A 21,041-nucleotide genomic window follows, 5' to 3' on the forward strand; every position below is an offset into this window, starting at 1 on the left:
CCTTGGCGTAGGGCCTGTGTGTCGTTGCGCATCGTTCACGTGGCTGCGGATGAAAAGGGCTTCACTGACCCCAGATACCGGACGAAGGCGTCCGGCTCCACGGCTTTGCTGAAGTAGTAGCCCTGGCCTTCCTCGCATTGATGGGCCTTGAGGAAATCCAGTTGTTCGAGGGTTTCCACCCCTTCGGCAATGATGGTCAGCTTGAGGCTCCGGCCCAGGCTGATGATGGCGCTGACGAGGGCGGCGTCGTTGCTGTCGCTGCTTAAGCCGCGAATGAACGACTGGTCGATTTTCAGCACGTCGATGGGAAAACGCCGCAAGTAACTCAGGCTGGAATAACCGGTACCGAAGTCATCGATGGCCAGCCGCACGCCCATGGCCTTGAGCCGGGTCAGGGCGTTCACCGTGGTTTCGATGTTCTGCATCAACACGCCTTCAGTGATTTCCAGCTCCAGCAAGGCCGGTTCCAGACCTGTTTGTTTGAGTGTCTGTTCGATGCCGTCGACAAAGTCCCGCTGACGGAAATCGATGGCCGACATATTCACCGACATATAGATTTTCGGCAGCCCCGCGGCCTGCCAGGCGCAGGCTTGTCGGCAAGCCTCGGCCAGCACCCATTTGCTCAACGGCACGATCAAACCGCTGTCTTCGGCCACACTGATGAAATCCGAGGGGTAGACCAGGCCGTGCCCCGGTTTTTGCCAGCGAATCAGCGCCTCGGCACCGACTACCTGGCCACTGCCCAAGTCCAGTTTTGGCTGGTAATGCAGGACAAACTCGTTGCGTTCCAGCGCCAGGCGAATGCCGCTCTCGATGCTTTGCTGATCCCGGGCGCGCTGGTTCATCTCGTCAATAAAAAAACTGTAATCATTCGGGCCGCTTTCCTTGACGTTGCGCATCGCGGTTTCGGCTTTCTTGATCAGCGCGATGGCATCGAAGCCGTCGTCCGGGTAAATGCTGATGCCCAGGCTGGCGGTCACGCTCAGATCGTGGCCGGCAATGTGCTGGGGTGCGCGGATGGCGTTCAAGAGTTTTTCGGCGATGCCCTTGGTCTGCTGGGGATGGCGGACGTCGGCGAGGATCACCACGAATTCATCGGAACCGTAGCGAAACACCGAGTCGGACTCGCGCACCGTCGCCACCAGGTTGCGGCCGACTTGCTTGAGCATTTCGTCACCGGCCGGATGGCCCAGGGCGTTGTTGATGCGCTTGAAGCGATCAAGGCCCAGAAACATCACGGCCAGTTGCTTGTCATGGCGCCGGGACAGGGCCAGGGACTGGTTCAACCGGTCACCGAGCAACGTGCTGTTGGGCAGCTCGGTCAGTACGTCGTACTGCAACAGGTGCGACACCTTGAGCAGTTCGTGGACCCGCGCCTCAATGGTTTGCTCCAGGCTCAGGACCTTCATCGCGGCGTCCTGTGCCATCTGCCATTTCCAGGTCAGGGCACTGGCCATCTGGCGGATTTCCAGGCTGTCGAAGGGTTTTTTCAGCACCAGCAACTGGTCGCCGAACTCCAGTCGTTCGGCCATGTCTTCCCAGGTGTAATCGGAATAGGCCGTGCACAACGCGATTTGCAGGTGAGGGTCGGCCTTCCACAGGTGTTCGATGGTTTCCAGGCCGTCCCAGCCCGGTGGCATGCGCATGTCGGTGAACGCCATGGCATAGGGGCGACCTTCGGCCTGGGCGCGCTTGACCAGTTCGAGGGCTTCCTGACCCTGATAGGCCGAGTCGAGCTGGAACGTCAGCCGATCAAGCTGCACGGTGCCGAACAGGGCTTCTTCTGCACCGGCGAGGGTCTGTTCACCTCCGGGCTCTTCACCTTCGATCTCCGGGCCAAGGATCTTGCGAAAATCCTCATGGATCGAGGGCGTGTCGTCGATGATCAGGATGCGCCGGTTAGTCCGCACGAAAGGCATTTTCATCCTTTGTCCTCCGTGAAGCGTGGCGGGTTGTCCAGAATCTGCCCGATGTCGTGGTTCGGGGGCACGATGCTGCCGGCTTTCAGCAGCTCGGCGGCCTGCTGGCTGCTGACCGCTTTGCTGAAGAAGTAACCCTGGGCGTTCATCGGTGAACCGGTGGCCATCAGCGAGCTGCGCTGCTCCTGGGTTTCGACGCCCTCGGCAATGATGCCGATCCCGACTTCACGGGCGAAGTTGATGATGGCGCGCAAGGTGTTGGCGCTGGCCGGATCGCGGGCGGCGGTGTCGATGAAGGCCTGAGCGAGTTTCAGGTGATTGACCTGGTAGGTCTTGAGGTAGTCGAACGAGGAATATTCGGTGCCGAAGTCGTCGATGGCGATCTTCACGCCCAGTTCACGCAGGCGCGGCAGCACATCGTTGTGGGTCCATTTGGTCTGGGCCAGCGTCGCTTCCGTGACGTCGAAGCGCAGGTCCCAAGGGCAGAGTTCCCAGCGCGCGGTCGTGCGCAGCACGTCATAGATCAGTTCGGGACCACATTTGAGTTGGGCCAGGGACAGCTTGATCGCAATCACCGGCGGTGCCATGCCTTCGTCGCGCCATTGGCGCATTTGCTGGCAGGCGCGATCCAGTACCCAGTGACCGAGCGCGACGATGGTGCCGGTCCTTTCCGCAGCGGGCAGGAACGCCGGGGCTTCCAGTAAACCGCGCTCAGGGTGGTTCCAGCTGACTTGCGCTTCCATGCCGAGGATTTTGCCGCTGCTCAGGTCCACTTCCGGCCAGTAATGCAGTTCAAGTTCCTCGTGTTCGATGGCCGCTCTCAGGTCGCTGGCGATGGTCATGCGTTCGACCACCTCCTGATTGATCTCCTCGGAATGGAAGTGGTACTGGTTGCGGCCCTGTTCCTTGGAGCGATACAGCGCCATGTCGGCTTGGGTCAGCAGGCCGTCGGCGCTGGTGCTTTCCGGGGTACAGCTACTGATGCCGATACTCACCGAGACCCGCACATCATTGCCGGCCAGGGAATAGGGCAGTACCAACGTATCGCGGATCTTGGCGGCCAGGGCTGCGGATTGGGTCGGGTCACTGACCTCCAGCTGCAAGATCGCAAACTCGTCACCGCCGAGTCGGGCGACCACATCGTTTTCACGCACGCAGGCTTTGATCCGGCGTGCAACCTCTTGCAGCAACAGGTCGCCCACCGGATGGCCGAGGGTGTCGTTGATGCGTTTGAAGTGATCCAGGTCCAGGTAAAACATGGCGAATGGTGCCGCCCCCCGACGCGCAGAGGCGAATGCCTGGTGCAGCCGCTCGATCAGCGTCGCGCGGTTGGCCAGCCCGGTCAGCCCGTCGGTGCGGGCCAGCAGGGCTATTTTCTCTTCGGCCAGTTTGCGTTCAGTGATGTCGATGATGATGCCTTCGACTTCCAGCAAACGGCCTTCATCGTCGCGCACCGGGATGTAGCGGTTTTCGACCCACCGCCAGGCTCCTTCGCCCGTGCGCATCCGGAATTCGATGGAAGCGCCCGCCGCATGACGGTCCAGCACCCGGGCCATGGCGGTGTCGACCTTGGTTTGATCATCGGGATGGATCAGTTCCTGGGCCCAGTTGGCCGAGGCGACCAGTTTCGCCGCGACATGACCGTATTTGGTGATGTTGTGCGAGATATACATCAACGGAAACGACGGCTCGCCGCGCAACCGATACAGAATGGTGGGGCTGTTCTGCACGATGATGTTGGCATCGGACAGCTCTCGGGTGCGCTCTTCGACCGCCTGTTCGAGCAACGACATCTTCAGCTCTGCGTCTTGGGTCATTTGCCACTTGGCCGTCAATGCGCTGGCCATCTGGCGGATTTCGATGGCATCGAAGGGTTTTTTCAGAATCAGCAGGCGATCGCCCAGCTCCAGGCGTTCGTCGATGTCTTCCCAGGAATAGTCGGAATAAGCGGTGCAAAGCGCCACTTGCAGTTTGGGATCGACCTGCCACAGCCGTTCGATGGTTTCCAGCCCGTCCCAGCCCGGCGGCATGCGCATGTCAATGAAGGCCATCGCATAGGGCATGTCGTTGGCCAGCGCCGTCTCGACCTTGTCCAGGGCTTCGAGGCCCTGAAACGCCGAGTCGAGCACGAAGCTCTGCAGCGATAGCGCCGCAGGGGTGCCGAACAGGGCATTTTCAGCGCTGATCAGGCTGTCGTCGTCGATCGATGGCGGACTGAGGATCTTGGCGAAGTCCGCATGAATCGAGGCGGTGTCGTCGACGATAAGAATCCGTCGGTTGGTCCGCGCCAGCAGCGTATTTATCGACATACGCCAGTACCGGCAGCAGTTTGGTGCGGTGTACTCATAGAGGGGCTTCCTTTCCCTGATCACCTGGCCGAACGTACAGATTTGGATCCGAGTCAGCTGAGCATAGTCGTCTGTCCCGCACTTCGCGCAACTCAATGAGCTGAATCATTTCCGTTGGCGGGCTGAAAATCATCTAGCCTGTAGGTCAGGCTCCGGCAATAGGGGATGTTTGCCTCGGGGCCTGCCGCAACGATGTGCCCGTTTCACTTGAGGTGACGCCATGGAAGAGCAACTCCCCACGACTTTGAACGATAAACCCAAGGTGCTGCTGGTCGATGACGAGGAGTCAATCCTCAACAGCCTGCGTCGCCTGTTACGCGGCCAACCCTACGAGGTGCTGCTGGCCACCAGCGGTGCCCAGGCGCTGGAGGTCATGGCGCAACAGTCCATCGACCTGGTGATGACCGACGCACGCATGCCCAATATGGACGGCGCCACGCTGCTGGCCCGCATCCATCAGCTTTACCCGACGACCACCCGGATTCTGCTCACCGGCTACGCCGACATGCCGACGATCATCAAAGCGATCAACGAAGGGAAGATTCACCGCTACATCAGCAAACCCTGGAATGACGAGGAAATGCTCCTGACCTTGCGCCAGGCCCTGGCTCATCAACATTCCGAGCGCGAACGCCAGCGCCTGGAACAGTTGACCCGGCTGCAGAACGACCAGTTGAAGTCGCTCAACATCACCCTGGAAAAACACGTCGCCGCCCGCACCGCCGAACTCCAGCAGACCGCCGACATGCTCGACCTGGCCTACGAAGAGCTCAAGCACAGCTATGTCACCGGCACCGAGGTGTTCTCGCTGCTAGCTAACCTGCGCCTGCCGCCGGCCAAACAGACCAACCGCCAGATCATCGAACTGGTGCGGGTGTACTGCAAACTTCATGGCCTGGACGAGGGCACCAGTCGCGACCTGACCATGGCCGCAGCGCTCTACAACATCGGCAAACTGAGCTGGACCGACAGCATGATAACCGCGCCCGCGGACCTTCTGCACCACAACGATCGGGAGCGCTATCGCGGTTATCCCAAGCAGAGCGAATCGCTGTTGATGACACTCGATCCGATGAAGGACGCCGCCCGTCTGATTCTTCACCATCAGGAGCGCTGGGACGGCAGTGGTTTCCCCGACCGGCTCAAGGGCGAGGCGATTCCGTTCGGTTCGCGGCTGCTGAAACTCGCGGTGGATTTCATCGAGTTGCAGCGCGGGCTGATCCTTGAGCGGCAGATGAACAGCGATGAAGCGCTGGTCTACATCCGCAGCTATGCCGGGCGACTCTACGATCCCGAGTTGGTGGAGGATTTCATACAGGTGTGTGCCGCGTACCTGAGCGATGTCTCGTTGGCCGACCCGTCAGTGAAGGTGCTGACCACACGGGAAGTGACGGCGGGCATGATCCTGGCGCGCAACCTCAATGCCGACAACGGCATGCTGCTGCTCAATGCCGGCAAGGTGTTGAATGGGCCGCTGGTGGAGAAGTTGATCGCCTTCGAAGCCATGGAAGGTGCGAAATACAGCATTTTCGTGAAGGTGCCGGAGGAAGAGGAGACCGCGCTGCTGGAACAAGCCACTACATAGTCGCGGGTGCAGGATGTGATTTTTTCGGGGGTGACGACGCGGCAGCGGCCATGTGATCCTTGCGCCTTTTTCCAAGGACGACTCTGATCCATGACGCTTCCATCCGCTGCTTCGCCCCGTCTCATCCGCATCGCCGCCGCCCTGTTGATCGGCCCGGACGGTCGCACGCTGTTGGTCCGCAAGCGCGGCACCGAAGCGTTCATGCAACCGGGGGGCAAGATCGAAGCCCATGAGCAACCGGTCCACGCGTTGGCCCGTGAACTGGAAGAAGAATTGGGCCTGGTCATCGATCCGGCACACGCCACTTATCTGGGGCAATTCTCGGCACCGGCCGCCAATGAGCCGGGTTTTACCGTCCAGGCCGAACTCTTTCAACTGGCCATCGATTCCGACGTATCGCCTGCGGCTGAGATTGAAGAGGTGCGCTGGATCGACCCGGCCACTGACGGCAATATCACACTGGCGCCATTGACACGGGACCTGATCCTGCCGTTTTATCGAGCCTCGCACACCGAAACTGCCTGATTGTTCCCGGACGAAGGACTGCCCATGATCCCGCTTCAAGACTTGCTGATTTTCGCCGCTGCCGCATTGCTGATGGTGCTGACGCCGGGGCCGAACATGATTTACCTGATCTCCCGTTCGATCTGCCAGGGGCGCAAGGCCGGTGTGACCTCGTTGCTCGGTGTGGTCGCGGGGTTTTTCGTGCACCTTTTCGCGGCGGCTGCCGGTTTGACTGCGGTGTTTCTGGCGGTGCCGATGGCCTACGAAGTGCTGAAGTGGGCCGGCGCGCTGTACCTGATGTGGCTGGCCTGGCAGGCGGTCAAACCGGGTGCGCGTTCACCGTTCGAAGCGCAGCAGTTGCCGCCGGACTCGTCACGCAAACTGATCACCATGGGTTTTCTCACCAGCGCGCTGAACCCGAAGATTGCGGTGTTTTACTTGTCGGTGTTTCCGCAGTTCATCACGCCTGAGCATGGCTCCGTGTTCACCCAAAGCATCACGCTGGGTCTGACCCAAATCAGCGTCAGTTTCAGCGTCAATCTGCTGATCGCGCTGTTCGCCGCGGGCATCGCCTCCTGGTTCGTCAACAACCCGACCTGGCTGGCGGTGCAGCGCTATTTCATGGGGTTCGTACTGTCGGCGCTGGCGGTGCGACTGATGATTGAACAACGACGGATGGCTTGACCATGTGGATTGAACGGCTTGATGCCAGTCATGCCCTGGATTATCGAGCGCTGATGCTCGAAGCCTATGACCTGCATCCCCAGGCGTTTACCTCCAGCGTGCGCGAACGCGCCGTGATGCCGTTGAGTTGGTGGGAGTCGCGTCTGACCAGCAAGCTGGACGTGGTGTTCGGTGCGTTCGAAGGCGGTGAGTTGGCGGGCATCGTCGGCCTGGCCTTCGAGCCTCGGGAAAAGGCCCGGCACAAGGCGACATTGTTTGGCATGTACGTGTCCGGCAAAGTCCGGCAACGCGGGGTCGGTTATCACCTGGTGCAGGCCGCCCTGGCTGAAGCGCAGGACCATAAAGGTTTGAGGCTGGTCCAGCTGACCGTCACCGCCGGCAATGACGCCGCGTTCAACCTGTACCAGCGTTGCGGCTTCATCCAGTTCGGTCTCGAACCTTTGGCGGTACGGGTGGGCGAGGACTACTTCGACAAAATCCACATGTGGCGGGAAATCTGAAGCCACCGACATCCCTACCCAGGGTGATCACCAAAGATGTGGTCACAGAAAATCCCTGTGGGAGCGAGCTTGCTCGCGATAGCGGCGGCACAGTCAGCATTGATGTAGCAGACAGACCGCCATCGCGAGCAAGCTAGCTCCCACAGGTTTTCATCGAACGGCGCTGACGCCGTCGAGTGTCGAGAACGACGTGTCCTTGGCCGTCAGCAAAAAGTCGCGCATGTACGGCGCATCCAGCATGTCGGCGCGAATCCCGGCGTACAGCGTCGCAAACAAACCTTTCTCGCCCAGCCGCTTGGCCTTCACATAACCCCGTGAGCTGTATTCATGCAGCGCCCAATGGGGCATGCCGCACACACCGCGACCGCTGGCCACTAATTGCATCATCATCACCGTCAGTTCCGAGGTGCGGACCTGCGCCGGTTCGATGTCGGCCGGTTCCAGGAAACGGGTAAAGATGTCCAGCCGATCACGCTCCACCGGGTAGGTGATCAGCGTTTCGGTAAGCAAATCCTCCGGGACGATGTAGGCCTTGCTCGCCAAACGGTGCTGATTGGCCACCGCGAGCATCGCTTCGTAGGTGAACAACGGCACGTAAGTGATCCCGGCCAGTTCCAGCGGATCAGAGGTCACCACCAGATCCAGATCGCCACGGGCCAGCGCCGGCAGCGGGGCGAAGGAGAACCCGGAGGCCAGGTCCAGTTCGACTTCCGGCCAGGCATCGCGGAACTGGTCGATGGTCGGCATCAGCCACTGGAAGCAACTGTGGCACTCGATCGCCATGTGCAAACGCCCGGCCGTGCCACCGGCCAGCCGCGCGATATCGCGCTCGGCGCCGCGCAGCAACGGCAGGGTGGCATCGGCCAGTTGCAGCAGACGCAAACCGGCGCTGGTGAAGCGCACCGGTTTGGTCTTGCGCACGAACAACGGCATGCCCATGCGCTCCTCCAGTTCCTTGAACTGGTGGGACAGGGCCGACTGCGTCAGGTGCAGGCGGTCGGCCGCATCCACCAGGCTATCGGCTTCGCGCAAGGCGTGCAGGGTCTTCAGATGACGGATTTCAAGCACCGGGGGCTCCATGAGGAAAACTTGTGATCAACACGAAAAGGTTGAGTTTGTCTCATGTTGGCTTGGGTGTCGACAATAGGGCCATCTTTTACAGGGAGAAATTCACCATGGCTCTGGCCCATACACTTGGTTTTCCACGCATTGGCGCGGACCGCGAACTGAAAAAAGCCCTCGAATCCTACTGGAAGGGCGATCTGGATCAGGACGCGCTGAAAAGCGTCGGCCGCCAATTGCGCGCCACCCATTGGCAATTGCAGAAAGACGCCGGTATCGACCTGCTGCCCGTGGGCGACTTCGCCTGGTACGACCAGGTCCTGACCCATTCCCTGACCTTCGGTGTGATTCCCGACCGTTTTGACAGCGCCAAGGATTCGCGCGGCCTGCCGACCCTCGACACCCTGTTCGCCATGGCCCGTGGCGCCACCGCTGCCTGCTGCGGCGGCGAACACAGCAAAGCGCAATACGCCCAGGAACTGACCAAGTGGTTCGACACCAACTACCACTACCTGGTCCCGGAATTCACCGCTGACCAGCAGTTCAAGCTGAGCTGGGAACAGTTGTTCGACGAAGTCGACGAGGCGAAGGCCCTCGGCCACAACGTCAAACCGGTGATCATCGGTCCACTGACTTACCTGTGGCTGGGCAAAGCCAAGGGCAACGACTTCGACAAGCTCGACCTGCTGGAACGCCTGCTGCCGATCTACGGCGAAATCCTCGGTCGCCTCGCCGCCCAAGGCGTGGAGTGGGTGCAAATCGACGAACCGATCCTGACCCTCGACCTGCCACAGGCCTGGAAAAACGCCTTCGAACGCGCCTATCACATCCTTCAATACTCGCCGCTGAAAAAACTGGTGGCGACCTACTTCAGTGGTCTTGAAGACAACCTCGGCCTGGCGGTCAGCCTACCGGTGCAAGGCCTGCACATCGATGCCGTGCGTGCGCCGGATCAACTCGGCCAAGTGCTGGACCGTCTGCCGACCTACAAGATTCTCTCGGTGGGGCTGGTCAACGGTCGCAACGTCTGGCGCTGCGAACTGGAGCAAGTGCTGGCGCAACTACTACCGGCCCAGGAACGCTTTGGCGACAACCTGTGGGTCAGCAGTTCCTGCTCACTGCTGCACAGCCCGGTGGATCTGGATCGCGAAGACAAACTCGACCCGGAACTGAAAAGCTGGCTGGCGTTTGCCGTGCAGAAGTGTGGCGAAATCGCCGTGCTGCGTGATGCCTTGAACGACCCGCAATCATCCAAGGTGCAAGCCGCCCTGGCCGAAAGCCGTGCCATTCAAGCCAGCCGTGCCGAGTCGCCGCGTATTCACAAAGCCGAAGTTCAGGCGCGTATCGCTGCCATCGGCGCAACGGACAGCCAACGTCACTCGCCGTTCGCCAAACGCATCGAGCAACAACGTGCGCGGCTGAAACTGCCGGCATTCCCGACCACCACCATCGGCTCGTTCCCGCAGACCGGTTCGATCCGTCTGGCACGCCAGGCCTTCAAGCAAGGCAAGCTGTCGGCCAACGATTACACCGACGCCATGCACAGCGAAATCCGCCATGCCGTGCAAGTTCAGGAACGCTTGGGTCTGGACGTGCTGGTACACGGTGAAGCCGAACGCAACGACATGGTCGAGTACTTCGCCGAGCAACTGGACGGCTACCTGTTCACCCGGTTCGGTTGGGTGCAGAGCTACGGTTCGCGCTGTGTGAAACCGGCGATCATCTACGGCGACCTGAGCCGCCCGAACGCCATGACCGTCGACTGGATCACCTATGCCCAGAGCCTGACCGACAAGGTCATGAAAGGCATGCTCACCGGTCCCGTGACCATGCTGATGTGGTCATTCCCGCGTGAAGACGTCTCGCGCAAAATTCAGGCGCAGCAGTTGGCGCTCGCTTTGCGTGACGAAGTGGTCGACCTGGAAAGCGCCGGCATCAAGATCGTGCAGATCGACGAAGCCGCCTTCCGTGAAGGCCTGCCGCTGCGTCGGGCGCAATGGCTGGAGTATCTCGACTGGGCGACGGAAGCGTTCCGTCTCACAGCATCCGGCGTGCGGGATGAAACCCAGATCCACACCCACATGTGCTACAGCGAATTCAACGATGTGATCGAATCCATCGCCGCCATGGACGCCGACGTGATCACCATCGAAACCTCGCGTTCGGACATGGAATTGCTGGAGGCTTTCGAAGCGTTCGATTACCCGAACGACATCGGTCCGGGCGTCTACGACATCCACTCGCCACGAGTTCCGGACACGGCCGAGATGGTCAAGTTGATGAGCAAAGCGGTGAAGCGCATTCCGGCTGAGCGCTTGTGGGTGAACCCGGATTGTGGGTTGAAGACTCGGGCGTGGCCGGAAACCGAGGCAGCGCTGGTCAACATGGTGGCGGCGGCGCGGCAGTTGCGGAGCGTGCTGGCATAAATCATCGGCTCATCAGGGCGCTAAAAAAAAGCAAAACCCGCCGAACCGGTAATGGTCGACGGTTTTTTTTATTTGGCCGACTCAGTTGAGCAATAGAGTTGGATACCTATATTGGTTATAGAAAGGGTCGACGCTATATTGAATTGATCTAATTTTCCGAAAAGAACTGTCAGATATGACAGTAGGCGTCGTGGGGGGGATTGCGTCTAATAACACTAATTCGGAAAAGGTTGAGATATTACAATGAAGTGTTTTCGCTGGTTTGTCCGTGGAAAAGTCGAGGCGAGGGTGATCGCTGGATTGCTATCAGTAGTTATAAATTGTTTGTTGCTGGTTGGGTGTTCTGGACAGGTTGTTGATTTAACGCCGGTTCATGTTGAAAGTGCTGGAGATCGGGCGGGTGAAGCGGTGGCTGAAAACTTGACTCGCCGGTACAGTGATAAACGTGCTAATTGCGGAAGTACGACCTCGCCAGCATTTCTTTGTACTGGCGTAATGTTAAGAGTGACCAAAACCAGTAATAACTACGATCCGTGGGATCATAGTGAGTTTTCTAGCACTACGGATGCAGTGTCCTTTTCTTATTTGAGGGATGATAGCAACTTTTTCGCGACACCTTGGAGGGGGGCTAATGGCTTTATATTTTTCCCTGTGCTTGCCACGCCAACTGACAAATATAAACTTGAAGTAAAATGTTATTTCCCCTTGGATGGGGCAACGTTTTACAGGAACGCGGCAGGCCAGTTTGGGTGTCGGGACAGTATCGTTACCTATCCGTTTCCGGAGGTCAGTAAACCTTGTCGGGAACAGGGAATTGTGACCGCAGAGCAATGGCTCGAGCATTTCCAAAACCCGGACGGCAAACGCAGACCTAATGCTTATTCCTGTTCGTTTATGGTGACTTCGAACTTGAATGCAGAGGCTGTCAGGGCTTTCAATGAAGCCATTCGTGTAAGAGCAGCCCTTATTTCGCAAACAGCTTTTGGTGAACACAACGAGTTTAGAATTAAAGCGTGGCCAGAATCAGATCCAAAAAAGATACCGATCGAAGCTTTTTTTTATGTCAAGGGTGGTGTGGAGAACGCAAAAATTGACCAGAGAAAGTACTTTGATCGAACCGGTGGAGTCGTGGTGCCGATTATTCATATTACATTGCCCGATGTTTATACAGGTAAAGCCACGTTCGAGTATTTAACAAGTGACCAGGCTGTGTTGCCCCCTCTCCCAGATCCCGACAAGATAAAACCTTCCGTGCCGAAGGCCTATGATGCGGCGGGTGAACATATAAGGATTAGCGATATTTATAAGGATGAGGGTCTGGATGTTGAAATTCCTCACTACCCGGATATGGCGGCTGATCATAGGCTGACAGTTCGTTGGAACGGGAGGGTCAGTTACAACAGTTCTAGTGATGAAGTTGGAGCGCCTCCCGGTAAGAGAATTGTGAAGGTTCCAAGGTTAGAGGTGATGGACAATATAGGGAGTACCGTTGAAATCAGCTATGCCGTGAGAGAAACTCCCGGGGGCGTATCCCTGGAATCGGAAAGGCTGACACTTCATATCGACCCTCAAGCGTTGAATTTGCCGGCCCCCACCATTGCCGGCAATAGCGTGTCCGTGAGAGTGGTCGGTCCGGTTGGCTATCAGGTCCGGGTGCGATGGTCAGGAAGCATTACCCGAGATACTGCATGGCAAAATGTGGACTCCAACGCAGGCAATGTCTTCCTCATTCCACAAGGGTGGTTTGATGAAAACAGGGGTCGCGAGGTCTTGATCAATTACTCGGTAGGACGCACCAATGGCAGTGAACAAATGATGTTTTCACACGTTTTGAGGCTCGCGGTTCCCTAGTTCCTCGCGGTCAAGATCTAGCCTCATGGGCACGCGATCTGACCGTTCAGCACTCTTCATCAAACTGTCACGTAACTGTGGCAGCGCGCTTGAACAAACTTCATCAGACTCGCGCTCTACTGGAGTCCTGCGTTTCGGTGTTTTTCATGCGTGTTTTCTTTTTCCTGGCCGCGCTGTTGTTCGGCCTGCCGTCCTTGGCGGCGTCTCGTTGCGATATCAATGTTCCGACCGAACGGGTCGATCTGGCACAGGTGAGCCTGGCGTACCAGAGCATCGGCCGTGCGTCGGACCCTGCACTGTTACTGGTAATGGGCCTTGGCGGGCAGTTGATTCACTGGCCGGACGAGGTGGTGGTCGCGTTGTGTCAGCAGGGTTTTCGGGTCATTCGCTATGACAATCGCGATGTCGGTCTCTCGACCTGGCGGCAAGCACCCGCCGACGCCAACCTGACGTTCGAAGTGCTGCGCTACAAGCTCGGTTTGCCGGTGTCGGCGCCTTACACCCTGACCGATATGGCTGACGATGCCTTTGGCTTGATGAATGCGTTGCACGTCGAGCAATTCCACGTGTTGGGCGCGAGCATGGGCGGGATGATCGCCCAGCATATGGCGGCGATGGCGCCGCAACGGGTCGAGAGCCTGACCCTGATCATGACCAGTTCCGGGGCCGAAGGCTTGCCGGCGCCGAGTGCGGCGTTGGTGCAACTGTTGTCGCGTCGTGGGGCGCCCAATCGCGAAGTGGCGCTGGAGCAGCAAGCCGATTTGCTGGCGGCGCTAGGCAGCCCGACGGTGAGCGATGATCGGCAGGCATTGCTGCATCAGGCGGCGCTGTCTTATGACCGGGCGTTCAACCCTGAGGGCGTGAAGCGCCAGATCATGGCGATCCTCGCCGAGCGCAGTCGTGTGGCGCTGCTCAATCAACTGCGTGTTCCGACGCTGGTGGTTCACGGCACGGCTGATCCGTTGCTGCCGGTCATGCATGGTGTGCACCTGGCGGCGCATATCCGCGGCAGTCAGTTGAAGCTGATCCCAGGGCTGGCGCATCGATTCCAGGAAGCGTTCAAGGCGCCGTTGCTGGCGGCGGTGTTGCCGTATTTGCAGGCCCACCGTGAAGACCCCTCGCATTGGGCGCAGATTGATCCGGTGGTTGAACACAATCTTCTATAACACCCAAATCCAATGTGGGAGCAGGCCAGCCCCGCTCCCTCAGGGATAGTGGAACGGCTGCCACACGGGCTCAGCCTTCGGGTGTATCGTTCGAACTTTCCGGCGCGTTCCAGTCTGCGAGGTGTGTGATGAGTCCCCCCCTGAAAATCGATTTCGTCAGCGACGTGTCCTGCCCCTGGTGCGTCGTCGGCCTCTACGGCCTGACCCGGGCCCTGGATTTGCTGGGTGACGAGGTGCAGGCCGAGATCCGTTTTCAGCCGTTCGAACTGAACCCGAAGATGGGGCCTGAAGGGCAGAACATCACCGAACACATCACCGAGAAGTACGGCTCGACGCCCGAGCAATCCCAGAAGAATCGCGAGATGATCCGCGCGCGTGGCGCCGAGGTCGGGTTTGCGTTTCGCACGGACGGCAACAGTCGCATCTACAACACCTTCGACGCCCACCGCTTGCTGTTCTGGGCGGGACTGGAGGGGTTGCAGTTCAATCTGAAAGATGCGCTGTTCAAGTTGTATTTCACCGAGGGCGGCAATCCGTCCGACCCTGCTCAACTGGCGCAGATTGCGCAAAGTGTGGGACTGGACCGGCAGCGGGCCGAGGCAATTCTGGCGTCGGATGAATTCGCCAAAGAAGTTCGTGAGGAAGAACAGTTGTGGCTGTCGCGAGGCGTCAGTTCGGTGCCGACCGTTGTTTTCAACGGGCAGTACGCCGTCACTGGCGGGCAGCCAGTGGAGACGTTTGTCGGGGCGATTCGGCAGATCATGAGTGACGCGAAGGGCGGGACAGTGAGCTGATTCCCATAAAACTTGTAGCAGCTGCCGAGCCTGCGAGGCTGCGTAGCAGTCGTAATCCGATCAATGCCGTTTTCCTGAAAGAACACGGTGGCAAGTTTTGCGACTGCTTCGCAGCCTCGCAGCCTCGGCAGCTGCTACAGGCGGGTTTCGGGCAGGATCAAAAATCTCAGCCGTGAAGGCGAACCCATACAGTGACCAGCACCGTAGCCGCCATCAACCAGGCCACTGCCGCTACAGCGAGCGAAGCCTCCAACCGCATCCGGTCCACCATCACATACAACGTCGCCAGGTAGATGAAGTAAGGAATGATCGACCACATCCCAAACACGATGGTGGTCTTCAAATCCTCCAGCGAACGCCCCTTGCCGACGATGTAATGAGCAATCAGCGCAAAGGTCGGAAACAGCGGCACCAATCCTGCGATGTAATAGTTTTTGGTCCTGGCCAGTGCGGCGAGGATCACTACCACGGCCGCGCCCAGGGTTGCTTTGAGGATCAGGTCCATCAGTGGCTCAGCCCGTACTTCTTCACTTTGTCGAACAGGGTGGTCTTGGCCATGCCCAGTTCCAGACTGGCCTGGGTCAGGTTGCCGCCGCTGCGCTGCAGGGCGTCGTTGAGCAAGTTACGTTCGAAGGCTTCTACCGCTTCGGCGAAGGCCACGCCCTGATTGCTGCCGCTTGCACTGGATTTCTTGAAGGCCGGCAGGCCGAGGGCAAAACGCTCGGCGACGTTGCGCAGTTCGCGCACGTTGCCCGGCCAGTCGTGGCTCATCAAGTTCGACAGGGTCTGGTTGTCCAGGTCCGGCACGGCACGGTCGAATCGCAGGGACGACTGCTGCAGAAAATGTTCGAACAATTGCAGGATGTCTTCGCGTCGTTCGCGCAGCGGTGGCAATTCGAGGGTCACCACGTTCAAGCGGTAATACAGGTCGCTGCGAAACTCGCCAGCCTTGCTCGACTCATCCAGATCAGACTTGGTCGCCGCGATCACCCGGCAATCCACTGCCACGCTCTGGTTCGAACCGAGGCGTTCCAGGGTGCGTTCCTGCAACACCCGCAGCAGTTTTATTTGCAGCGGCAGCGGCATGCTTTCCACTTCGTCGAGGAACAGCGTGCCGCCGTCGGCGTGTTCGATTTTGCCGATCCGCCGCTTGCCGGCGCCGGTAAAGGCGTTGGCTTCATGGCCGAAGATTTCGCTTTCGAACAGATTTTCCGGCAGGCCACCGCAGTTCAGCGCGACGAACTGTTTGGTGTGCCGCCGACTGAAGTCGTGCAGGCAGCGTGCGACCAGTTCCTTGCCGGTGCCGGTCTCGCCTTCGATCAGCACGTTGGCCGACGTATCGGCAACGTTGGCGATCAAATCCCGCAGGTTCTGCATGGCGGGCGAGCGGCCGATGATCCGGCCTTCGAGAGAATCCCGTTCCGCCAGTTGCCGACGCAACGAAGTGACTTCCCGCGCCAGGCTGCGTTGCTCCAGCGCACGGCGCGCCACATCGACCAGACGTTCGGGGGAGAAAGGTTTCTCCATGAAGTCATAGGCGCCTTTCTGCATCGCACCGACAGCCATGGATATGTCGCCGTGACCGGTAATCAGCACCACCGGCAGGCTGCGATCGCGAGCCTTGAGACGGGTCAGCAATTCCAGACCGTCGATGCCCGGCAGGCGGATGTCGCTGATGACGATCCCGGCAAAGTTATCGCCGACCCGCTCCAGCGCTTCTTCGGCGCTGCCGACGCCCACGCACGGAATGTCTTCCAGGGTGAGCGCCTGTTGGCAGCCGAGCAGCACATGGGGGTCGTCTTCGACGATCAGCACACTAAGGTCATTGTTCATATCGGCTCGGCGTGAGTGGGGCTTACCAACGGTAAACTGAGGACGAAGGTGGTACCACCGCTGGCCGGGTGCTCGACACCCAAGTGCCCGCCGTTGGCGGCGGCCAGGCTGGCGGAAAGGGTCAGGCCAAGGCCGAGGCCCTGTTCGCCGGGTTTGGTGGTGAAGAACGGTTCGAACAAATGCTTGCGCGCTTCGGCGTCGATGCCGTGGCCGTTGTCGCGTACACGAAGGCGATATTTGCCATCGAACTCTTCGCCTTCGAGCCACAGTTCTGGCAGCGGCTGTGCCTGCATGGCGTCGAGGGCGTTGCCGATCAGGTTGACCAGAATCTGCTCCAGACGGGTCTGGTCGATCTGCACCTGCAGATCGGCGAAGTCTCGGTGCAGTTGCAGATGCGCGCTTTCCACGCGACCACCGAGCAGCTGCAAGGCTGCATCCACCGCTTTGCCGAGGCAGGCCTGACCTTTGTCGTCGCCGCGACGAGCGAACGAACGCAGGCTGGCGGTGATCCGGCCCATGCGGTCGATCAATTCGTTGATGGTCTTGAGGTTGGTGCTGGCAACGTCCAGTTGACCGCGTTCCAGAAAACGCACGGTGTTGCCGGACAAGGTTCGCAGCGCCGCCAGTGGCTGGTTCAATTCGTGGGCGATGCTGGTGGACATCTGGCCGATCGCCGCGAGTTTACCGGCCTGCACCAGTTCATCCTGGGCGCGGCGTAGCGTCTCTTCGGCCAGACGCCGTTCGCGGATCTGGCCCTTGAGCCGTTCGTTGCTGGCGCGCAGATCAGTGGTGCGTTCGGTAATCCGACGCTCCAGTTGATTGTTGGCTTCCTGCAAGGCTTCCCGGGCGGCCAGGCGCGTGGCAATGACCTTGCGCCGCTCGTTCCAGGCGATCAGCAGGAACGCCACCAGGGCAAATGCCACCGCCACCAGAATTCCCTGATTGATCGCTTCGCGACGCAAATCCTGCAGCGGGGTGAGCAGGGTGAAATTCCACGGGGTATCGCTCAATGGCCGGGTTTGCGACAGGTAGCTGATGTCTTCCTCATCGGAGTCCACTTCGCTGTTGGCGGGGAAGGTGAGTTTTTCCTCGCCTTCGGCCAGTCGTTCACGGGCCAGCGGTTGCAGTTCGTTCAGTGGGAACCAGTAGTACTGAAGGCTGCGGGCCAGTTTTTCCTTGGTCTCGTCGCTCAGCGGCACAACCGATTTCAGGCGCCGTGCCGGATCGCTGGAAAGAATTATGATGCCGTTTTCATCGCTGACGAAAGCTTCCAGCCGTGCGCGCTGCCAGCGTTCTTCCATGGCTTCGAGGCGGACCTTGACCACCGCGACGCCAATGATCTTGCCGTGTTCTTCCAGGCCATGAGCCAGGTAATAACCGGGTTCGCCGTTGGTGCTGCCGATGCCGTAGAAACGCCCCGGCTGACCGCGCACGGCATTCTGGAAATAGGCACGGAAGGACAGGTCTTCGCCCAGGTAACTGTCGACATCGCGCCAGTTACTGGTGGCCATGACACGGCCAGTGGTGTCCATCACGTAGATAGCCCGACTGCGGCTGCGCCGGTTCAGGCCTTCGAGGTATTCATTGACCGTCTGCCGGTGTTCCGGCGACGGGTCGGCCAACAGCTTCGAAACGCTGGACTCGAGTTCCAGCAGGCTGGGCAGGTAGGTGTACTTGCTGATCTCGCTCTCGACAGCGCGGGCGTGCAGTTCCAGCTGACGCTGGCCGTTCTCGCTGAGGCTGCGAATTCCGTAGTGTTCACTGACCCAAAAGCCGAGGTAACCCAATCCGATCATCAGGGCGATGACCAGCGGCGGCAGGAACAGATGGCGAATCAGACGGGGTTTCACGGCGAGTGATGGCGGCGCGGCGCGATAGAGAGTGGGGTCGCATTTCATCACAGATGCCTTGGGTCAACCACAACACTTACTTAGAGCGCCACCACCGGCCCCTGTGGGAGCGAGCTTGCTCGCGATGGGGCCATTACAGTCAACATTGATGGTGAATGTCAGTCCGCTATCGCGAGCAAGCTCGCTCCCACAGGGGATTGGTGTGGCATTGAGCAAGTGCCTGGTGCTTAGTGCTGCAGAATCTTGTTGAGGAAGTGCTGTGTACGCTCGGCGCGAGCGTTGATGTCGCCGAAGAACTCCTCTTTCTTGCAGTCTTCGATGATCTTGCCCTGGTCCATGAAAATCACCCGGTCCGCCACTTTACGGGCGAAACCCATTTCGTGGGTCACGCACATCATGGTCATGCCTTCGTGGGCCAGTTGCACCATCACGTCGAGTACTTCGTTGACCATTTCAGGGTCCAGTGCCGAGGTCGGTTCGTCGAACAGCATGACGATCGGGTCCATCGCCAGCGCGCGGGCAATCGCCACACGCTGTTGCTGACCACCGGAGAGCTGGCCCGGATGCTTATGCGCATGTGCAGACAGCCCGACGCGCTCAAGCAGTTGCAGGCCTTTCTTGGTGGCTTCTTCCTTGCTGCGGCCCAACACCTTGATCTGCGCGATGGTCAGGTTTTCGGTGATGGTCAGGTGCGGGAACAGTTCGAAATGCTGGAACACCATGCCAACGCGCGAACGCAGTTTCGGCAGGTCGGTCTTCGGGTCGGCGATGGACGTGCCATCGACCACCACGTCGCCTTTCTGGAACGGTTCCAGGGCATTGACGCATTTGATCAGGGTGGATTTTCCGGAACCGGACGGCCCGCACACTACAATCACTTCGCCTTTTTTGACCTCGGTGCTGCAGTCAGTCAGTACCTGGAAGTCGCCATACCACTTGTTGACATTCTTGATAGAGATCATACGGCAAACCTTTTTTGCAGACGCTTGACCAGCAGCGAGGCGGCAAAGCTGATTGTGAAGTACGTGAGACCTGCAAAGATCAGGAACTCGTTGGAGCGACCGATGATGTCGCCACTGGCACGCGAGGCATTGAGGAAATCCACCAGGCCGACCGCGTAGACCAGCGAAGTGTCCTGGAACAGGATGATGCTCTGTTGCAGCAGCAGCGGGGTCATCTTGCGAAACGCTTGCGGCAGGATGATCAAACGCATCATCTGGCCATACGTCATGCCCAAGGCTTGGGCTGCACCCATCTGCCCCTTGGAAATCGACTGCACGCCGGCCCGGACGATTTCGCAGAAGTACGCCGCTTCGAACATCATGAACGCCACGATGCACGAGGCAAACGCGCCGATCGGGGTGTCTTCGCCGGTGATCCAGCGCAATACGAACGGCACCGCCAGGTAGAACCAGGTGATGACCAGCAGCAGCGGAATCGAACGGAAGTAGTTAACGTAGGCGCCGGCAATGTTCGACAGCCATTTGCTGTGGGACAGGCGCATCAGCGCCAGGATCGTGCCGAGGATGATCCCGCCGGACACACCCAACGCCATCAGTTGCAGGGTCATGACCATGCCGTTCCACAAACCCGGCAGGGACGGGATGATGCCCGAGAAGTCGAATTCCATCATTTACCCCCTACGGAGATCAGGCCCGGTACGGCCACTTTCTTCTCGACCATGCGCATCAGCAGCATCAGGCCCATGTTCAGCGTGAAGTAGATCAGCGTTGCCAGGGTGAAGGCTTCGAACAGGTTGGCCGAGAACTCGGCGGTCTGTTTGGTCTGTGCGAGCAACTCCATCAGGCCGATCAGCGACGCGACGGAAGAGTTCTTGAACACGTTCAGGAATTCTGAGGTGAGCGGCGGAATGATGATCCGATAGGCTTGGGGCAGCAGCACGTTCCAGTAGATCTGCGGCAGCTTGAAGCCCATGGCGCGAGCGGCGGATTCCTGGCCGCGAGGCAGCGCCTGGATGCCAGTACGCACTTGTTCGCAAACGCGAGCAGCGGTGAACAGGCCCAGGCAGACGACAACGCTCAGGTAGGCCGAAGTGGTCGGGTTCAGGTCCTGCTTGTACCAGTCTTGCAGGTTCTGCGGCAGCAGGTCGGGCACCAGGAAGTACCAGATAAACAGCTGAACCAGCAGCGGCACGTTACGGAAGAGTTCGACGTAACAGGTCGCGATGCCCGATACGATGCGGTTCGGCACGGTGCGCATGACGCCCAGAATCGAGCCCAGCAGCAGGGCAACGATCCAGGCCACGACGGCGATGGCGATGGTCCAGCCCAAGCCGGAGATGTACCAGTCGAGATACGTCTCGCTGCCCACGCCGGTGGACTTGAAGAACACGCCCCAGTCCCAGTTGTAATTCATTAGGGTCTCCCCTCAGATCGTTCGATGTACAAGTGCCCGCCTGGGGAAGCTCCGTTCCCGCCCGATTGAAGATCAGGCACACACGAGCGGCTCGACAGCCACCGGTTCGAGTGTTTCCAGAAATGCCAGCAGGGAGTGACTAT

17 protein-coding genes are annotated in these 21,041 nt (G+C 59.3%); 8 read left to right on the top strand and 9 right to left on the bottom strand.

Annotated elements, in window-relative coordinates; genetic code table 11:
• Positions 1-35 precede the first annotated feature (35 nt).
• Positions 36-1,925 carry an EAL domain-containing protein gene (locus MO767_RS20080; RefSeq protein ID WP_282481920.1) on the bottom strand — a complete coding sequence of 630 codons (1,890 nt, stop codon included), beginning with the start codon at positions 1,923-1,925 and terminating at the stop codon, positions 36-38.
• Positions 1,922-4,228: an EAL domain-containing protein gene (locus MO767_RS20085; protein ID WP_282481921.1), complete on the bottom strand. Its 2,307-nt coding sequence runs from the start codon at positions 4,226-4,228 to the stop codon at positions 1,922-1,924. The genes MO767_RS20080 and MO767_RS20085 overlap by 4 nt, the downstream gene beginning before the upstream one ends.
• Before the next feature lie 259 nt (positions 4,229-4,487).
• Between MO767_RS20085 and MO767_RS20090 the strand changes: the two genes are divergently transcribed.
• The 4 genes from MO767_RS20090 to MO767_RS20105 all read left to right on the top strand — a co-directional run bounded on the left by MO767_RS20090 (position 4,488) and on the right by MO767_RS20105 (position 7,540).
• Positions 4,488-5,852: an HD domain-containing phosphohydrolase gene (locus MO767_RS20090; protein WP_282481922.1), complete on the top strand. Its 1,365-nt coding sequence runs from the start codon at positions 4,488-4,490 to the stop codon at positions 5,850-5,852.
• 90 nt (positions 5,853-5,942) lie between these two features.
• Positions 5,943-6,377: an NUDIX domain-containing protein gene (locus MO767_RS20095; RefSeq protein WP_282481923.1), complete on the top strand. Its 435-nt coding sequence runs from the start codon at positions 5,943-5,945 to the stop codon at positions 6,375-6,377.
• 24 nt (positions 6,378-6,401) lie between these two features.
• The gene (locus tag MO767_RS20100; RefSeq protein ID WP_282481924.1) at positions 6,402-7,040 is read left to right on the top strand and encodes a LysE family translocator; all 639 of its coding nucleotides are present in this window, start codon (positions 6,402-6,404) and stop codon (positions 7,038-7,040) included.
• A gap of 2 nt (positions 7,041-7,042) precedes the next feature.
• Positions 7,043-7,540 carry a GNAT family N-acetyltransferase gene (locus tag MO767_RS20105; protein WP_282481925.1) on the top strand — a complete coding sequence of 166 codons (498 nt, stop codon included), beginning with the start codon at positions 7,043-7,045 and terminating at the stop codon, positions 7,538-7,540.
• A 150-nt stretch (positions 7,541-7,690) separates the two neighbouring features.
• On the opposite strand, the gene metR is transcribed toward MO767_RS20105, so the two are convergent.
• Positions 7,691-8,608: a transcriptional regulator MetR gene (metR, locus tag MO767_RS20110; RefSeq protein WP_008155262.1), complete on the bottom strand. Its 918-nt coding sequence runs from the start codon at positions 8,606-8,608 to the stop codon at positions 7,691-7,693.
• A gap of 107 nt (positions 8,609-8,715) precedes the next feature.
• On the opposite strand from metR, the gene metE reads away from it, so the two are divergent.
• The 4 genes from metE to MO767_RS20130 all read left to right on the top strand — a co-directional run bounded on the left by metE (position 8,716) and on the right by MO767_RS20130 (position 14,839).
• On the top strand, positions 8,716-11,028 hold the full coding sequence (gene metE, locus MO767_RS20115) for a 5-methyltetrahydropteroyltriglutamate--homocysteine S-methyltransferase (protein ID WP_282481926.1): 2,313 nt from the start codon (positions 8,716-8,718) through the stop codon (positions 11,026-11,028).
• 243 nt (positions 11,029-11,271) lie between these two features.
• Positions 11,272-12,879, top strand: coding sequence for a hypothetical protein (locus tag MO767_RS20120; RefSeq protein ID WP_282481927.1), 1,608 nt, complete (start codon positions 11,272-11,274; stop codon positions 12,877-12,879).
• 146 nt (positions 12,880-13,025) lie between these two features.
• Positions 13,026-14,045 (top strand): alpha/beta hydrolase, encoded by a 1,020-nt coding sequence (locus MO767_RS20125; RefSeq protein WP_282481928.1) that lies wholly within the window; start codon positions 13,026-13,028, stop codon positions 14,043-14,045.
• A gap of 128 nt (positions 14,046-14,173) precedes the next feature.
• Positions 14,174-14,839 carry a DsbA family oxidoreductase gene (locus tag MO767_RS20130; protein ID WP_282481929.1) on the top strand — a complete coding sequence of 222 codons (666 nt, stop codon included), beginning with the start codon at positions 14,174-14,176 and terminating at the stop codon, positions 14,837-14,839.
• A 166-nt stretch (positions 14,840-15,005) separates the two neighbouring features.
• Here the strand turns inward: MO767_RS20130 and MO767_RS20135 are convergent, their stop codons facing one another.
• The 6 genes from MO767_RS20135 to MO767_RS20160 all read right to left on the bottom strand — a co-directional run bounded on the left by MO767_RS20135 (position 15,006) and on the right by MO767_RS20160 (position 20,898).
• A complete protein-coding gene (locus tag MO767_RS20135) occupies positions 15,006-15,335 on the bottom strand; it encodes a GlpM family protein (RefSeq protein WP_282481953.1) in 330 nt (109 codons plus the stop codon).
• An 8-nt stretch (positions 15,336-15,343) separates the two neighbouring features.
• Positions 15,344-16,672, bottom strand: a complete 1,329-nt coding sequence (locus tag MO767_RS20140; protein ID WP_282481930.1) for a sigma-54 dependent transcriptional regulator — start codon at positions 16,670-16,672, stop codon at positions 15,344-15,346.
• Positions 16,669-18,570: a sensor histidine kinase gene (locus MO767_RS20145; RefSeq protein WP_282481931.1), complete on the bottom strand. Its 1,902-nt coding sequence runs from the start codon at positions 18,568-18,570 to the stop codon at positions 16,669-16,671. The genes MO767_RS20140 and MO767_RS20145 overlap by 4 nt, the downstream gene beginning before the upstream one ends.
• 179 nt (positions 18,571-18,749) lie before the next feature.
• Positions 18,750-19,484, bottom strand: coding sequence for an amino acid ABC transporter ATP-binding protein (locus MO767_RS20150; RefSeq protein ID WP_282481932.1), 735 nt, complete (start codon positions 19,482-19,484; stop codon positions 18,750-18,752).
• Positions 19,481-20,152 (bottom strand): ABC transporter permease subunit, encoded by a 672-nt coding sequence (locus tag MO767_RS20155; RefSeq protein WP_282481933.1) that lies wholly within the window; start codon positions 20,150-20,152, stop codon positions 19,481-19,483. Before MO767_RS20155 ends, MO767_RS20150 begins: the two co-directional genes overlap by 4 nt.
• The gene (locus MO767_RS20160; RefSeq protein ID WP_282481934.1) at positions 20,152-20,898 is read right to left on the bottom strand and encodes an amino acid ABC transporter permease; all 747 of its coding nucleotides are present in this window, start codon (positions 20,896-20,898) and stop codon (positions 20,152-20,154) included. Before MO767_RS20160 ends, MO767_RS20155 begins: the two co-directional genes overlap by 1 nt.
• Between the last annotated feature and the right edge of the window lie 143 nt (positions 20,899-21,041).

The sequence above is a fragment of the Pseudomonas sp. UYIF39 genome, from assembly GCF_029963765.1.
In the GTDB taxonomy this organism is placed as follows: domain Bacteria; phylum Pseudomonadota; class Gammaproteobacteria; order Pseudomonadales; family Pseudomonadaceae; genus Aquipseudomonas.